Origin of the sequence: Blastococcus litoris (assembly GCF_003075095.1) — a bacterium.
Classification (GTDB): Bacteria; Actinomycetota; Actinomycetes; order Mycobacteriales; family Geodermatophilaceae; genus Blastococcus_B; species Blastococcus_B litoris.
Genome location: NZ_QCZF01000006.1, coordinates 155,543 through 170,052 on the forward strand (window position 1 = coordinate 155,543; position 14,510 = coordinate 170,052).

The 14,510-nt window shown below is 73.4% G+C and carries 13 protein-coding genes; 5 read left to right on the forward strand and 8 right to left on the reverse strand.

Features of this window, described 5'->3' with window-relative positions; all coding sequences use genetic code 11:
* Together rpsF and DCS98_RS14330 are read right to left on the reverse strand one after the other, a co-directional pair.
* The gene (rpsF, locus tag DCS98_RS14325) at window positions 1-288 is read right to left on the reverse strand and encodes a 30S ribosomal protein S6 (protein WP_034952381.1); all 288 of its coding nucleotides are present in this window, start codon (window positions 286-288) and stop codon (window positions 1-3) included.
* Between the two features lie 206 nt (window positions 289-494).
* Entirely contained in the window at window positions 495-1,526 is a 1,032-nt protein-coding gene (locus DCS98_RS14330) for a hypothetical protein (RefSeq protein WP_164704573.1), read from the reverse strand.
* A 140-nt stretch (window positions 1,527-1,666) separates the two neighbouring features.
* On the opposite strand from DCS98_RS14330, the gene DCS98_RS14335 reads away from it, so the two are divergent.
* Window positions 1,667-2,482 (forward strand): deoxyribonuclease IV, encoded by an 816-nt coding sequence (locus tag DCS98_RS14335; protein ID WP_116452050.1) that lies wholly within the window; start codon window positions 1,667-1,669, stop codon window positions 2,480-2,482.
* Here DCS98_RS14335 and DCS98_RS14340 read toward each other — a convergent pair.
* From DCS98_RS14340 to DCS98_RS14350, 3 genes are all read right to left on the reverse strand, one after another.
* Entirely contained in the window at window positions 2,369-3,949 is a 1,581-nt protein-coding gene (locus DCS98_RS14340) for a glycosyltransferase family 87 protein (protein ID WP_241038006.1), read from the reverse strand. The genes DCS98_RS14335 and DCS98_RS14340 overlap by 114 nt on opposite strands.
* Window positions 3,950-4,032: 83 nt before the next feature.
* On the reverse strand, window positions 4,033-6,420 hold the full coding sequence (locus DCS98_RS14345; protein ID WP_241038008.1) for a transglycosylase domain-containing protein: 2,388 nt from the start codon (window positions 6,418-6,420) through the stop codon (window positions 4,033-4,035).
* Window positions 6,421-6,639: 219 nt separating this feature from the next.
* Window positions 6,640-7,053, reverse strand: a complete 414-nt coding sequence (locus DCS98_RS14350) for a DUF5318 family protein (protein WP_206340274.1) — start codon at window positions 7,051-7,053, stop codon at window positions 6,640-6,642.
* A gap of 146 nt (window positions 7,054-7,199) precedes the next feature.
* Between DCS98_RS14350 and DCS98_RS14355 the strand changes: the two genes are divergently transcribed.
* The 3 genes from DCS98_RS14355 (at window position 7,200) to DCS98_RS14365 (ending at window position 9,752) form a co-directional block, all read left to right on the forward strand.
* Window positions 7,200-7,817: a PadR family transcriptional regulator gene (locus DCS98_RS14355; protein WP_116452053.1), complete on the forward strand. Its 618-nt coding sequence runs from the start codon at window positions 7,200-7,202 to the stop codon at window positions 7,815-7,817.
* The gene (locus DCS98_RS14360; RefSeq protein ID WP_116452054.1) at window positions 7,805-8,884 is read left to right on the forward strand and encodes an inositol-3-phosphate synthase; all 1,080 of its coding nucleotides are present in this window, start codon (window positions 7,805-7,807) and stop codon (window positions 8,882-8,884) included. Before DCS98_RS14355 ends, DCS98_RS14360 begins: the two co-directional genes overlap by 13 nt.
* A 94-nt stretch (window positions 8,885-8,978) precedes the next feature.
* Window positions 8,979-9,752 (forward strand): hypothetical protein, encoded by a 774-nt coding sequence (locus DCS98_RS14365; RefSeq protein WP_116452055.1) that lies wholly within the window; start codon window positions 8,979-8,981, stop codon window positions 9,750-9,752.
* Between the two features lie 126 nt (window positions 9,753-9,878).
* Here the strand turns inward: DCS98_RS14365 and DCS98_RS14370 are convergent, their stop codons facing one another.
* Window positions 9,879-10,547, reverse strand: a complete 669-nt coding sequence (locus tag DCS98_RS14370; protein WP_206340275.1) for a YqgE/AlgH family protein — start codon at window positions 10,545-10,547, stop codon at window positions 9,879-9,881.
* A 98-nt stretch (window positions 10,548-10,645) separates the two neighbouring features.
* On the opposite strand from DCS98_RS14370, the gene DCS98_RS14375 reads away from it, so the two are divergent.
* Complete coding sequence (locus DCS98_RS14375; RefSeq protein WP_116452056.1) at window positions 10,646-11,923, forward strand: MFS transporter; 1,278 nt, start codon at window positions 10,646-10,648, stop codon at window positions 11,921-11,923.
* 4 nt (window positions 11,924-11,927) lie between these two features.
* On the opposite strand, the gene DCS98_RS14380 is transcribed toward DCS98_RS14375, so the two are convergent.
* Window positions 11,928-12,929: a matrixin family metalloprotease gene (locus DCS98_RS14380; protein ID WP_116452057.1), complete on the reverse strand. Its 1,002-nt coding sequence runs from the start codon at window positions 12,927-12,929 to the stop codon at window positions 11,928-11,930.
* 43 nt (window positions 12,930-12,972) lie between these two features.
* A complete protein-coding gene (locus DCS98_RS14385) occupies window positions 12,973-14,460 on the reverse strand; it encodes a CCA tRNA nucleotidyltransferase (protein WP_116452058.1) in 1,488 nt (495 codons plus the stop codon).
* Between the last annotated feature and the right edge of the window lie 50 nt (window positions 14,461-14,510).

The window sequence follows — 14,510 nt, forward strand, 5'->3', positions numbered from 1 at the left end:
TCAGTGGACCTCGGGCCGCATCAGCTTCGTGCGCAGCACCGACTCGTTCAGGTTGAGCTGGCGGTCCAGCTCGGCGACCGCTGCAGGCTCGGACTCGATCGTGACGATCGCGTAGATGCCCTCGACCTGCTTCTTGATCTCGTAGGCCAGGCGACGCCGGCCCCAGATCTCGGTCTTGACGGTGCCACCGGCCTTGGTGACCACGGTCAGGAACCGGTCGAGCGAGGGAGCGATCGTGCGCTCCTCGAGCTCGGGGTCGAGGATGACCATCAGTTCGTAATTCCGCACGGAGAACCCCACCTCCTCTGGACTTGGCGGCTGCAGGACATCTGCAGCAGGAGGGTCGTGCATGCGTAGCGCGCCCCGGCACGTGCCGAGAGCGCGCAGCACGAGGCTACCAGCGCCTCGGACGGCGCCGTCCTCCGCCGTCCACAGGGCCCCCCGACGACGCCGGCCGCCGTCCCGTGGGACGGCGGCCGGCGGCCGTGCGATGGCTAGCGCGAAGCGCGGGATGCCTGGTGGGTGCGGACCAGCGCGGCGGTCACCGCGGCGAGGGCCACGACCGCGGCCAGGGCCGCAGCCGGCAGTGCCTGCGCCGGCGTGGACTCCGACGCCGCCTCGGTCACGGCGTCGCCCTCCTCGAGCGCGGCGCCGTCGAGCCCGGCGAGCTGGCCGAAGACCGGGACGGAGGCGCCGTCGTAGCTGCCGGGCACGCCCCCGGCGCCGCCGGCGCCGGCACGGTCGGAGCCACCCAGGCTCTGGCCCGGGACGAAGTAGCGCGAGGGGTCGAACGCGGCGGCGGCGACGATGTCCGACGGCGACATGCGCGGGGCCGAGCCGCCGACGTCGTAGGCGTACGGGTCGCCGGGCGTCGGCGGGATCTGGTTCGTGGGCGCCGTCGGCGCCGGGGCGCCCTCGGGTGCCGGCAGCGGCGCGCCGGTCCCCGGGGGCGCGGGGACCTGGCCGGTCGGCAGCGGCACGTTCACCTGGGGCAGCGGCGGGAGCCCGACGCTGGGCAGGTTCGGCAGGTTCGGCGCGATGGTCTGGACGACGTAGGGGATCGGGGCCGGGAGCGGGGGGAGCGACCCGAGCACGGCGTTGACCACCTGGTTGGCGGAGACGCCCAGCGGCAGCTGCGCCTGCGGGACGACCCGGTAGGTGTAGGTGATGGTGCCGGGGGTCGCCGGAGCGCTGAACGTCCAGGCCGTGCTCTGCTCGGGGGCCAGCGTGCGCTGCTCGCCGAAGAAGCTCACCGAGACGTCGGTGTAGACCGTCGCCGAGACGCTGACGATGCCGAGGTTGATCCCGCCCTTGTTCGCGGCCGGGATCTTGTTGACGAAGGTGATCGTGCCGCCGGCGTCCACGCTCGCCACCGGGGGCGTCAGGTTCCTGATCTCGATCGTGGCCGTGGGGGCTGCGGCGGCGCTGGGGGCCATCAGCACCGAGAAGGCGGCCACACCTAGCCAGCCGAGGACGGCAGCGGCGATGCCCCGCTGCGCCGTTCGACGGATCCGACCGGTTGCCATGTTCTGCTCTACCTCCACTGTGCGCTGCGGAACCACACCCCGCCTACTGGCGAGTAACCCCCGTCACGCTGCATGAACGATGATGTGTGATCGCAGTTACGGCTAAACCTGAATTCACCGACGAACTAGGGTCGGCGAGCGTGGGCAGACACCCGATCGGCGTACACGTCGGACCAGGCCTGACCGATGACGGCGAGCTCGAGGACGGCGGGCCGCTGGCCCGGGCGGCGGAGATGGACGCCGACGGCGTGCAGGTGTTCCTCACCGACCCGCAGAGCTACAAGAACCCGAAGCCGCGCCCCGACCAGGCCGACCTGCTGGCCTCCGACGTCGTCGTCGTGGTCCACGCGCCGTACATGCTCAACGTGGCGACCACGAACAACCGGATCCGCGTGCCCGGCCGCAAGCTGCTCGCTGCCCACGCCTCGGCGGCCGCGGCCATCGGCGCCGCGGGCCTGGTCGTGCACGGCGGCCACGTGCTGGCCGAGGACGACCCGGCGGTCGGCGTGGACAACTGGCGCAAGACGTTCGCCTATCAGGAGAAGGACGGCGGCTTCCCCCTGCCGCTGCTGATCGAGAACACGGCCGGCGGCGGCAACGCCATGGCGCGCGACCTCGACGCGGTCGACCGGCTCTTCGACGCCGTGGGGGACCACGGGGCAGGGTTCGTGCTCGACACCTGCCACGCCTGGGCGGCCGGGTGGGACCTCGCCACCGTGGTCGACGACGTCCGCGCCCGCACCGGCCGGATCGACCTCGTGCACCTGAACAACAGCCGCGACCCGCACGGCTCGAGCCGCGACCGGCACGCGCCGCTGGCCGACGGCGAGATCCCGACGGAGCTACTCCTCGAGGTCGCCCGGGCCGCCGACTGCCCGATCGTGCTCGAGACGCCCGGCGACGCCGCGTCGCACGCCGCGGAGATCAGCCTGCTGAGGACGGCCCTGGGCGGCTGAGGCAGCGACCAGCCGCCACCCGCGGAGGACGACGCGGTCGCGGGCGTGGTCCAGCGGGCCGCCCGCGGGGTCGTCGATCCCGAGCCAGCTGGTCCGGACGACGTCGCCGTCGGGGCGCAGGACGTCGCGCACGACCAGGACCATCAGGACGACGACGGCCGCGTCCCGCAGCAGGACCCCGAAGAAGAACCACTCGACCTCGATGCCCCGGTTGTCGGTGCCGAGGTAGTGCAGCATCGTCACGACCCACACCAGCACCTCCGTCGCCTGCCAGAGCAGGAGGGAGCGCCAGCGCGGGCGGGCCAGGACGGCGAGCGGGAGCAACCACAGCGAGAACTGCGGGCTCCACACCTTGTTGAGCAGGAGGAAGCCGGCCACCAGCAGGAAGGCCAGCTGGGCCACCCGCGGCCGCACGGGCGCGGCCAGCGCCAGCCAGGCGACGCCGGCCGCGAGTGCCAGCAGGCAGGCCGTCACCACGGCGTTGAGCACCGTCGGCGTCTCGCCCGCGGCGAGCGGCCCGTCGAGGATCCGCGAGCCGGTGGCGTGCAGGAGCATGTTCCAGATCGACTCGGGGTTCGCCGGCCGTTGCTGGCTGAAGACGAAGAACCAGGACCAGTTGTCCGGCGCCCGCAGGGCCACCGGCACGTTCACCGCCGACCAGGCCACCACGGCGGCGGCCAGGGTGGTGGCCCACTCGCGCAGCCGGCCGGCGCGCAGGCACAGCACGAAGAGGACGCCGAGCAGCAGCAGCGGGTAGAACTTCGCGGCGATGCCGAGCCCGAGGAGCAGGCCGGCCGGCACCGGCCGGGACCGCGCCCACGCGAACATCGCGAAGGTCGCCAGCGCGACGGCCAGCAGGTCCCAGTTGGTGAAGGCGTGGACCAGGAGGACCGGGGAGAGGCCGATCATCGCGGCGTCCCAGGGACGGCGGCCGGTGAGCCCGAGGACGGCACGCACCAGCAGCAGCGCGCAGGACGACAGCAGCAGGCAGGTCAGCACCGTGAAGGCCTGCACGGGCGGGACGTCGGGCAGCAGGCCCACCCCGGCCGAGGCGTCGTCGTACAGCTGCGCGCCGGCCGCCGCCAGCGCCATCAGACCGCCGGTGAGCACCGGGTACTCGACGCGGGCGTCCAGGTAGGGGAGCGCGCCGTCGCCGAGCCCGTAGCCGCCGAAGAGCGGCACCGCGTCGGAGTAGCAGAAGTGCGTGTACTGGCGGGAGCCGCTCCAGTCGCCGGCCGCGCACGGTGCCTGCTTCATCCAGGCCAGGGCGAGGACGCAGGTGGCGAACAGCAGGCACACGCGCAGCGGCGTCCAGAACCAGGCGCGGCCGGTGGCCGCGTGCCGCCCCCAGGGCCCGCCCACCGCCTCGCTGGCCTGCGCCACGACCGGGTCGACCCAGGAGGGCACCACGCGGTCGGGCCGCTCCGGCATCCCCGCGTCGCCGGCCGTTCCACGTGGAACGAGCACGGACCCCTCCGGAGGCGTTCCGGAGGGGTCCGTGGAGGTGCTGCTCACCCGCTCAGTGTGCGGGATCGGGGGGTGCCGGCGACTCAGCCGCCGCCGCCCGGGTTCTCCGGTCGCCCGGGTTGCCCGGGTTGCCCGGGGAGGCTCGGCACGCCGGGCTGGCTGGTCGTCGGCGGCACGCTCGTGGTCGGCGCGGCCGACGTCGTCGGCGCGACCTGCGTCTCCGTCGGGACGACGGCCGTCGGCTGCGGGGCCGGTGCCTCCGGCGTGGGTTCGGGGGTCGGCGTCGGCTCGGGCACGCCCTCGCCGGTGTCGCCCTGGATGATGGCCTTGTCCGGCAGGTTCTCCTCGGGGGTGCCCGCGAGGACGGTGTCCATGAACTGCTGCCAGATGGCGCCCGGCAGACCGGAGCCGTAGATGATCCGGCCCCGGACGTCCACGATCGGGTCGTTCCCGTCGCTGCCCATCCACACCGCCGCGGAGAGGGACGGCGTGTAGCCGACCATCCAGGCGTCGGAGTTGTCCTCGTCGGAGGAGCCCACGGTGCCGGTCTTGCTGGCCACCTCGCGGCCGTCCTCCAGCGCCCGGCGGGAGTAGGAGGCCACCCCCTCGATCGCGAACGTGGTGTCGTTGGCGACGTCGGCGTCGATGACCTGCTCACCCGGGTCGCCCGCGTTCTCCAGCAGCACCGTGCCCTCGTTGTCCGCCACCTTCGCGACGAAGTACGGGTCCCGCTGGATCCCGCCCGCCGCGAAGGTCGCGAAGCCGACGGCCTGGTCGATGGGGCGCATCTCGTACTGCCCGATGCCGAGCCCCGAGTCGGTACCCCCGGTCTGGGGATCGGCCAGGGTGGTCGAGCCCGCGAGGTTGCCGCTCTCCCAGGTCTCCCCCAGCCCGGTCGCCCGGAGCATGGTGTCCCGGACGTTCTGCGGCCCGAGCTCGTAGGTGAGGCCGTAGAACGTCGTGTTGAGCGACCGGGTGATCGCCTCGGTGAGCGTGCAGGCGGGGCAGGAGGCACCGCCGGAGTTGCGCACCGGCCGGTTCGGGGGCCGGTCCGGGAACGTCAGCGGCGAGCTGCCGTCGCGCCGGGCGTCGACGCTGATGCCGTTCTCCAGCGCCGTCGCCAGCACGTAGGGCTTGACCGAGGAACCCGGCTGCCGCTGGGCGCGGGCGTAGTCGATCGCGCCTTCGCCCGCGCCGATGTCCCCGCCGTAGTACGCCTTGACCGCGCCCGTGCGCGGGTCCACCGCCACGAGCGCCTGCCGGAGCACCTCGCGCGGCTCGCCCTCCATGACGTCGTTGACCGCGGCCAGCGCCGCGTTCTGCATGGCCGGGTCGACGGTCGTCGTGATGCGCAGACCGCCGGCGCGGATCTGCTGCTCGTCGTAGCCGTGCTCGTTCTCCATCTCGCTGAGCACGCGGTTGACGATGAGGCCGCTGTAGTCGGTCGGGATGCCCAGCGACGACGCGGCCTTGGGCAGCACCGGCGGGTAGACCGACGCGGCCCGCTCCTCGGCGGTGAGCCAGCCCTCCTCGACCATCGCGTCGAGGACCCGCTCCCAGCGGTCGAGCGCGTCCTCGGGGCTCACCTCGGGGTCGTACCGGGACGGGCTCCGGATGAGGACGGCGAGGACCGCGCCCTGCTGGGCGGTCAGCTGCGCCGCGGGGACACCGAAGTAGGTGTTGGCCGCCGCCTCGATCCCGTAGGCGCCGCGGCCGTAGTAGATGGTGTTCAGGTAGTTCTCGAGGATCTGCTTCTTCGTGTAGTTGTTGTCGAGCTTGATCGACAGGAACAGCTCCTGGAACTTCCGGCTGAAGGTCTGCTCGGAGTTCTGCAGGATCGCGTTCTTCACGTACTGCTGGGTGATCGTCGAGCCGCCCTGCGTCGAGCCTCCGGTGAGGTTGTTCCACGTCGCCCGGATGATGCCGGACAGCGAGATGCCGGGGTCGGAGTAGAAGCTGCGGTTCTCGGCGGCCAGGACCGCGTTCTGCGCGGGCTCGGAGATCTGCTCGAGCGAGACGCTGGTGCGGTTCTCGTCGCCGAGCCGGGCCATCTCCGTGACGCCGTCGGAGTAGTAGATGACCGTCGTCTGCGACGTCGTGATCGAGTCGGGGCTGGGCACCTCGGTGCTGGCGTAGACGACGCCGACGAAGACGCCGAGCAGCACGAGCATGCCGGCGAGGAGGCCGCCGGCGATCTTCAGCCGCCGCATGCGCTTCTGCTTCTTGGTGCGGTTCGCCTTGCCCTTCGGCTTGCCGCCCTTGGCGGCCGGCCGAGCCCCGGTCGGGCGGCTGCCCGGGGGCCGGGGCGGGGTGCCGCCGCTGCGCGACGCCGTCGTGCGCGCGCGGCCACCGGCCGGCGGCCGGCCCTGTCCACGGCCGCCCCCGCCGGTGCTCCGGGTGCGCGCGGGCGGCGGACGGCGGACCGATCCGGCGCGCGGCGCGACGGGCGAGGTCTCGTCGTGGCTCGGCACGAGGAACCCCTCTCTCTCAGTTCTGTTCGGGCAAGTCTGTTCGCAGCACGTTCGTTCGCAGCAAGTCGGCGGCCGCCCGGTGTGCACCGGATCAGCGCGTGACCTGCAGCCTGGCGTCTTCGGCAGGACGAGCGGGGGAGGTCCCCGCCCAGCGGCGCCCCGCAGGGGCTGCTGTGACGGAGGGGTCCGGCGGGACGACCGCCGCCCTCCGCCCGGGAGCTACTCCGTGGCGGCCCGCCGCCGGCCCCTGCGGGGCTGCTGCCCCGGCACGGGCTCCGCACCCAGGACGTACGACGAGGCGAGGTGGTTCCAGCCGCACCCGCGGCACACCTCGACGGCGTACACCGTGAACTCCTCCTGCGCGGCGTCCATCCGGGCCAGCTCGGCCTCCGTCTTGGCCTGCCCGGAGGTCGGGCCCAGGTGGTCGCCGTACACGTAGTTCACCAGCGTGAGCCGTTCCTTGCGGCACACCGGGCAGGCGACCGAGGTCGCCTCGCCGTGGTACTTCGCCGCCCGGGAGAGGTAGGGACTGGCGTCGCAGACCTCGAACAGACCCGTGCGGCCCGCGTACACGTCGGCGAGAACGGCTCGCCGCTGCAGCGAGTAGTCCACGACGGATCGACGTCCGGGCACGGCGGCCAATGTACGCACCGGCGGGGACGGGTGGCCGGTCCGAGACACCGGTCACGGTGCCCGGCACGACGTCCGGCTGTCGGTGAGACATCGGCCCAATGTATCGTCTCGATACATCGAGGGCTGCGGTCGGAAGGGAGGGCGAGATGCTCGAGTTCGCCATCCTCGGCCTGCTCCACCAGTCCCCGATGCACGGCTACGAGCTGCGCAAGCAACTCGCTGAGGTGCTCGGGGGGATGCGCAGCATCTCCTACGGGTCCCTGTACCCGGCGCTCAAGCGGATGCGGGCGGCCGGGCTCATCTCCACGGACGAGCCCGATCCGCACGCCCTGCTGCCGGCGGACGCACCACCGCTCACCGGCCGGCGCGGAAAGGTCGTCTACACGATCACGGCCGACGGCAAGGAGCGCTTCCACGAGCTGGTCAGCCAGACCGGCCCGGAGGCCTACGACGACGGCGGGCTCTTCGGCGTCCGCCTGGCCTTCTTCGGGCACACGGCCGCCGACGTGCGGCTGCGGATCCTCGAAGGACGTCGTCGCACCGTCGAGCAGCAGCGCGAGGGGCTGCGGTCCTCGCTGGCGAGGACCCGGCAGCGGCTGGACCGCTACACCCTCGAGCTGCAGCGCCACGGCCTCGAGTCGGTGGACCGCGAGGTCCGCTGGCTCAACGAACTCATCGACACGGAACGTCGCGAGGCGACATCCCCCGCCACGGCACAGACACAGAGCAGCAGCTCGGAGAAGGAGAACCCATGGGGTCAGTGAAGGTCGCCATCGTCGGCGTCGGGAACTGCGCGGCCTCGCTCGTCCAGGGCGTGGAGTACTACAAGGACGCCGACGAGACCACGTCGGTCCCGGGCCTGATGCACGTCCGCTTCGGCGACTACCACGTGTCCGACGTGGAGTTCGTGGCCGCGTTCGACGTCGACGCCAAGAAGGTCGGCCGCGACCTCTCCGAGGCCATCGTCGCCAGCGAGAACAACACCATCAAGATCGCCGACGTCCCGCCGCTGGGCGTCACCGTGCAGCGCGGCACCACCCTCGACGGCCTCGGCAAGTACTACCGGGCCACCATCGAGGAGTCCGACGAGCAGCCGGTCGACGTCGTCGCCGCCCTGCGCGAGTCCGGTGCCGACGTCCTCGTCTGCTACCTGCCCGTCGGCTCGCAGCAGGCCGCCGAGTTCTACGCGCAGGCGGCGCTCGACGCCGGCGTCGGGTTCGTCAACGCGCTGCCGGTGTTCATCGCCGGGACCAAGGAGTGGGCGGACAAGTTCACCGCCGCCGGCGTCCCGATCGTGGGCGACGACATCAAGAGCCAGGTGGGCGCCACCATCACCCACCGCGTGCTGGCCAAGCTGTTCGAGGACCGCGGCGTGCAGCTGGACCGCACCATGCAGCTCAACGTCGGCGGCAACATGGACTTCAAGAACATGCTCGAGCGGGAGCGCCTGGAGTCGAAGAAGATCTCCAAGACCCAGGCCGTCACCAGCCAGGTCGACCGCGACATGGGAACCGACAACGTGCACATCGGCCCGTCGGACCACGTGCCGTGGCTGTCGGACCGGAAGTGGGCCTACGTCCGCCTGGAGGGCCGCGCGTTCGGCGACGTCCCGCTGAACCTGGAGTACAAGCTCGAGGTCTGGGACTCCCCGAACTCGGCCGGCATCATCATCGACGCCGTCCGTGCCGCGAAGATCGCCAAGGACCGCGGGATCGGCGGCCCGATCCTGTCGGCGTCCTCGTACTTCATGAAGAGCCCGCCGGTGCAGTACAGCGACAGCGAGGCCCGGGACGCCGTCGACGCGTTCATCCGGGGCGACGTCGAGCGCTGACCCGCTGACGCACGAGGCCCCCGCTCCGCCACGGAGCGGGGGCCTCGTCGCGTCCTGCGGGGCGCCGGGCCCCCGGCTGAATACGCTCCACCGCATGCCGTCCCGTGCCCGCCGCCTGCTCCTCGCGGCCGGGCTGGGGCTGACGCTCACCACCGGCTGCACGTCGGACGCCGGGGTGCGGGCCACCGGCGACGCGGTCACCGAGGAGGAGGCCGGCGTGCTGGCCGCCCTGCTGCAGCGCAACGAGCAGCGCGGCGGGGCGGACTTCGTCGTCACCGCCCCGTACGGCGAGCACGAGCTCCTCACCCTCACCGGCACCGTCGACTTCCGCGAGGACGTCGGCCGCGCGCAGGCGGTGACCAGCTTCGACGACGGCCGCCCCGACGACGTCCGGACGCTGTTCTTCACGCCCGACGAGGTCTGGGTCGGTGACGTGCCCGGCCTCACCGACGCGCTGGCCGGTGCGGGCACCCCGGCGGTGTCCTACCTGCGGCGGCCGACCACCTCGGGCACCGAGGCCGACGGCGCAGCGCTGCTGGTGGACGTGCTCACCGAGGTGCTGCTCAACCTGTCCGCACGCAGCGACGACGACCCGCGCGCCTTCCTCGACGGCGACTGGACCTGGCAGGGGCAGCGGTCGATCGACAGCCGGCTGGCCACCCTCTTCGGGGCGCCCGGCGGCCGCACGATCGCGGTGGACGCCTCCGAGGACCTGCTCACGCAGTTCGTGACCACCGTCGCCGACGCCGGGTTCGACGTGACGATCACGCTGTCGGACCACGGGATCCGCCGGATCGACCTGCCCGCCGAGGAGGAGACCGCCGACGCCGCCGAGCACGCCGACGTCGCGGCCCTGCTCGGGATATGACCCGGGAGATGACGACGGCCCCGTCCGCATCGGACGGGGCCCCAGACAGCGGGAGAGGGCGGCCTCTTCCCCAGACCGCCCTCTCCCAGGCACTTTCCTACCAGATCCGGAGCGATCCGGACACCCTCAGTTGACGGATGGGTCTGCTGGGGCGGTCGAGAGCACCGCGAGCCGGCCGGTCTGCCGACCCATGACCGCGCGCCACAGCTCCGGGCCCGACGCCTCGCTCAGCACGTCGTGGGGCCGGCCGGGGACGCAGGCCCAGGCACCTTCGGCGATCTCCCCGGCCAGCTGGCCCGGCGACCAGCCCGCGTAGCCGGCGAAGACCCGCAGGCCGCTGAGCTCGGTCTGCAGGTCGTCCGGGTCGCTGTCGAGGTCGACGAGGTACACGTCGCCGGCCACCTTGCGCAGCGGGCCCTCGCCGTCGGCGACGACGACGGGGGACGTGGCCAGGCACAGCGCGGTGTCGGTCTCGCAGGGTCCGCCCACGTGGAACACCCCGGGGGAGACGGCGAGGTCGCACCAGCCGGGCAGCACGTCGCGGATCTCCACCTGGCTCGGACGGCCCAGGACCACGCCCAGGGTGCCGTTGTCGGAGTGGTCGAGGACGTAGACGACGGTGCCCGCGAAGGTGGGATCGGTCAGCGCCGGCATCGCGACCAGCAGCGAACCGGGGCGGACGTCGTCGAGCCGGCCGATGTCGAGGACGGGTACCGCGGGGACGCGTCGGCGCCCCGTCGCCGGCCCTACCGGGCGGCCGGACTCGGGGTCGGGTGACGAGGGCGCCGGGGTCATCGGGACAAGTGTGCCCCACCCGCGCGCTCCCGGTGGCGGATCCCTCGCGGCCTGCGGATACGCGGCCTCCCGGACGGGCCCGCCCGTAGGGTGACCGGGTGCCGCAGGTGCAGACCGGGGTCCGCCACGTGCTGCAGCGGGGCGACTTCCGGCGACTGCTGGGCACCCGGCTGCTGTCGCAGTTCGGCGACGGCGTCTTCCAGGCCGCGCTGGCCGGCACGGTGCTGTTCAACCCGCAGCGGGCCGCCGAGCCGTTGGACATCGCCGCGGGCTTCGCCGTCCTCCTCCTCCCGTACTCGCTCGTGGGGCCGTTCGCCGGGGTGTGGCTGGACCGGTGGAGCCGCCGGCAGGTGCTGCTGCGCGCCAACCTCGTCCGCGCGGGCCTGGTGGCGGTCGTCGCCGCCCTCGTCCTCGGCGGCGTCGAGGGTGCCACCTTCTACGCGGCCGGCCTCGCGGTCTTCTCCGTGAACCGGTTCGTGCTCTCGGCGCTGTCGGCCGGTCTCCCGCACACCACCGACGAGCCCTCCCTCGTCGCCGCCAACGCGCTGTCGACGACGGCCGGGGGCGTGGCCACGGTCGTCGGGGGAGCGGCGGCGATCCTGGCGCTGGAGGCGACCGGCGCGGCCGACCCGGGGTACGCCGCAATGGCCCTCGCCTCCGCGGTCCCCTACCTCGCCGCGTCCGTCGTCGTGAGCGGCTTCCCTCGGCCCTACCTCGGGCCCGACCACATGGTTGCCGTCCACCGCTCCGCCCGGGAGACCGCCCGCGACACCGTCATGGGCATGGTGGCCGGCGCGCGGCACGTCGCGGCGCTCCCACCGGCGGCGGCGGCGCTGCTCGCGATCGGCCTGCACCGGCTCTGCTACGGCATCTTCACGCTCACGACGCTGCTGCTCTACCGCAACACGTTCGCCGACGGCGGTGGCCTCTTCCCGGGCGGCATCCTCGGCCTGGGGCAGGTCGTGGCCGCCGCCGCGGTGGGGACGCTGCTCGCCGCGGTGGTGACGCCCCCGGTGGTGCGGGCCATCGGCACCCGCCGGTGGGTGCCGGCCCTGCTGGTCTTCGGCGCCGTCGCCCAGGTGGTCCTCGGCCTGCGGTTCAGCACCGTCGCCGTGGTCGTGGTCGGCGTGCTGCTGGGCTTCGTGGCACAGGGGGTGAAGATCTGCGTCGACAGCACCCTCCAGGAGACCGTCGAGGACGACTACCGCGGCCGGGTCTTCTCGGTCTACGACACCCTCTTCAACCTGACCTTCGTGCTCGCCCTGCTGATCGGGGCGCTCGTCCTCCCGGAGTCGGGCATCTCGTCCCTCGTGCCGGTGGTGGTGGCCGTCGGCTACCTGCTGGCCGCGGTCGGGTTCGCGCGCCTGGCCCGCTGAGGCCTCAGAGCTCGGGGACGCAGGGACCGCTCCCGAGGACCGCGAGCCCCGTGAGATCGCCTGACGCGAAGTCGGGGACCTCGCGGCGTGCCTCGGGGTACATCAGCTGCTCGGGGTCGTCGACGTGGCCGAGGCCGACGAGGTGGCCGAGCTCGTGCAGGATGATGCCCCGCGCCGTCTCGGCGCCGTCCCGGAACGACAGGATCTCCGGCATCCGGCCGGCGTCCAGCGAGACCGTGCCGGTGACGTAGACCTGGGTGCCCTTGCCCAGCGCCACCGCGACGCTGCCGGCCTGGCCCACGGTGTCCCCGGCCAGCGCCGGGTTCTGCTCCTCGGTCTCCCAGGCGACCAGCACCGGCGCCCAGCGGTCCCCGTAGCGCTCGGGCTGGAAGATCGGGCGGTCCAGCGTCGACGGCTCGTCGCTGCCGCCGTCGTGCACGAACCGCAGGCCCGTCACCTCGGAGAGGCGGGCGAACGCCGCGTGCACGGCCTCCTCGCCGCCGGCCGGCGCGTTGTCGGGCCGGACGACGTAGTGCACGGGACGGCAGGGGTCGTAGGCCACGGGGGTGACGCCGTCGGGCTGGACGGCGATGAAGGAGTGGGTGCCGCCCTCGGGCGGCGCGGGCAGGGGGCGGCCCAGCGGTGTGCGGGCGGCCTCGTACCCGGGTGTCGGGCGGTCCGGCGGCGAGGTGGGCGTCGGAGGCGTGACCTCGGGCGCGGCCGAGGGGAGGTCGGGGGACACCCGGGTCCACGGCCAGGTGCTCGGACCCACCAGCACCGAGGCGCCCAGGCTCAGCAGCACCACCAGGGGGACGACGAGCAGCGCGCGCAGCACCGACCGGCCGCGACGGCGCCGCGGCGGGGGAGGCGGCGGAACCGGCGCGCGCCAGGGGACCGGCTCCACGCGGAGGCCGGCCGCCTCGTCCAGCACCCACTGCGGTACCCGGCCGGTCGGCGAGGCCGGGAGACGACCCGGGTCGCCGTGCCCGTCGGGCTGCTGGTCCACGGGAGGATTGTCGGCAACGCCGGGGGCGAGCTGGAGCCGGGGCTCAGCCCTGCTCGGCCGCCCACCACTCGCGCAGCGCCGCCTCCGCGTCGTCGCGGTCGAGCGGACCGCGCTCGAGCCGCAGGTCCTTGAGGAACCGCCACGCCCGGCCGACCTCGGGTCCGGGGCCCAGGCCGAGGAGCTCCATGATCGCGTTGCCGTCGAGGTCCGGGCGCACCCGCGCGAGGTCCTCCTTCGCGGAGATCTCGGCGATCCGCTGCTCGAGGGAGTCGTAGGTCGCCGACAGCGCCGCCGCCCGTCTGCGGTTGCGGGTCGTCGAGTCGGAGCGGACCAGCTTGTGCAGGCGGGGGAGCAGGTCGCCGGCGTCGGTGACGTAGCGCCGGACGGCGGAGTCGGTCCACTCCCCGGTGCCGTAGCCGTGGAAGCGCAGGTGCAGGAAGGTCAGCCGGGAGACCGCCTCCACGACCTCCTTGGAGTAGCGCAGGGCGGCCAGCCGCTTGCGGACCAGCTTCGCGCCGACCACCTCGTGGTGGTGGAAGGAGACGCGGCCGCGTGGCTCGTGGCGGCGGGTGGCGGGCTTGCCGATGTCGTGCAGCAGCGCCGCCAGCCGCAGGACCAGGTCCGGGGACCCCGAGCCGGGGTCGGCCTTCTCCAGCGCGATCGCCTGGTCGAGCACCGTGAGCGAGTGGGTGTAGACGTCCTTGTGCTGGTGGTGCTCGTCGATCTCCATGCGCAGCGCGGACAGCTCCGGGAGGACGACGTCGGCCAGACCGGTCCCGACGAAGAGCTCCAGCGCCGCGCGGGGGGAGTCCTGCAGCAGGGTCTTGGACAGCTCGGCCTGGACCCGTTCCGGGGTGATCCGGGCCAGCTCGCCGGACATCGCGGTCATCGCCGCGACGACGTCGTCGGCCGGCGTGAGGCCCAGCTGCGCCACGAAGCGCACCGCGCGCAGCATCCGCAGCGGGTCGTCGGCGAAGGAGTCGGTGGCCGGGCCGGGGGTGCGCAGCCGCCGGGCGAGGAGGTCCCCGAGCCCGCCGAAGGGATCGGTGACCGTCCGGTCCGCGCCCAGGGAGACCGCCATCGCGTTGACGGTGAAGTCGCGCCGGACGAGGTCGTCGAGGAGGGAGTCCCCCCAGGCGACCTCGGGATTGCGGGACTCCCGGTCGTAGCGGTCCGCGCGGAAGGTGGTGATCTCCAGCCGGACCCCGCGGACCTCCGCCCCGACGGTGCCGAACGCGATCCCCGTGTTCCACGTGGAACCGGCCCACCCGCGCAGCAGGTCGAGCACCTGGTCGGGGTGGGCGTCGGTCGTCACGTCGAGATCGCCGGGCACCTGCGCCACGCCGGCACCGGCCGACAGCAGCGCGTCCCGCACGGAGCCGCCCACGAGGTGCGCCTCGAAGCCGGCGGCGGTGAAGCGCTCGCCCAGCTCGGTCAGCACGGGGGAGAGGTCGACGAGCTCCCGCACCGTCGCCTGCACCGCCGGGGGGACCGGCTCGGGCGACGGAGGACGCGACGGCTCATCGGACACGACGAGTCAGGGTAGTGCCGTGGCCCTGCGACCTCGGTCGGGCTCCGGAC

What these genes read in the sequence shown, in the direction of transcription:
- DCS98_RS14360 (WP_116452054.1), top strand. Translation starts at nt 7,805, where the DNA reads ATGGGGTCAGTGAAGGTCGCCATCGTCGGCGTCGGGAACTGCGCGGCC.
- DCS98_RS14370 (WP_206340275.1), bottom strand. Translation starts at nt 10,547, where the DNA reads ATGACCCCGGCGCCCTCGTCACCCGACCCCGAGTCCGGCCGCCCGGTA.
- DCS98_RS14365 (WP_116452055.1), top strand. Translation starts at nt 8,979, where the DNA reads ATGCCGTCCCGTGCCCGCCGCCTGCTCCTCGCGGCCGGGCTGGGGCTG.
- DCS98_RS14330 (WP_164704573.1), bottom strand. Translation starts at nt 1,526, where the DNA reads ATGGCAACCGGTCGGATCCGTCGAACGGCGCAGCGGGGCATCGCCGCT.
- DCS98_RS14355 (WP_116452053.1), top strand. Translation starts at nt 7,200, where the DNA reads ATGCTCGAGTTCGCCATCCTCGGCCTGCTCCACCAGTCCCCGATGCAC.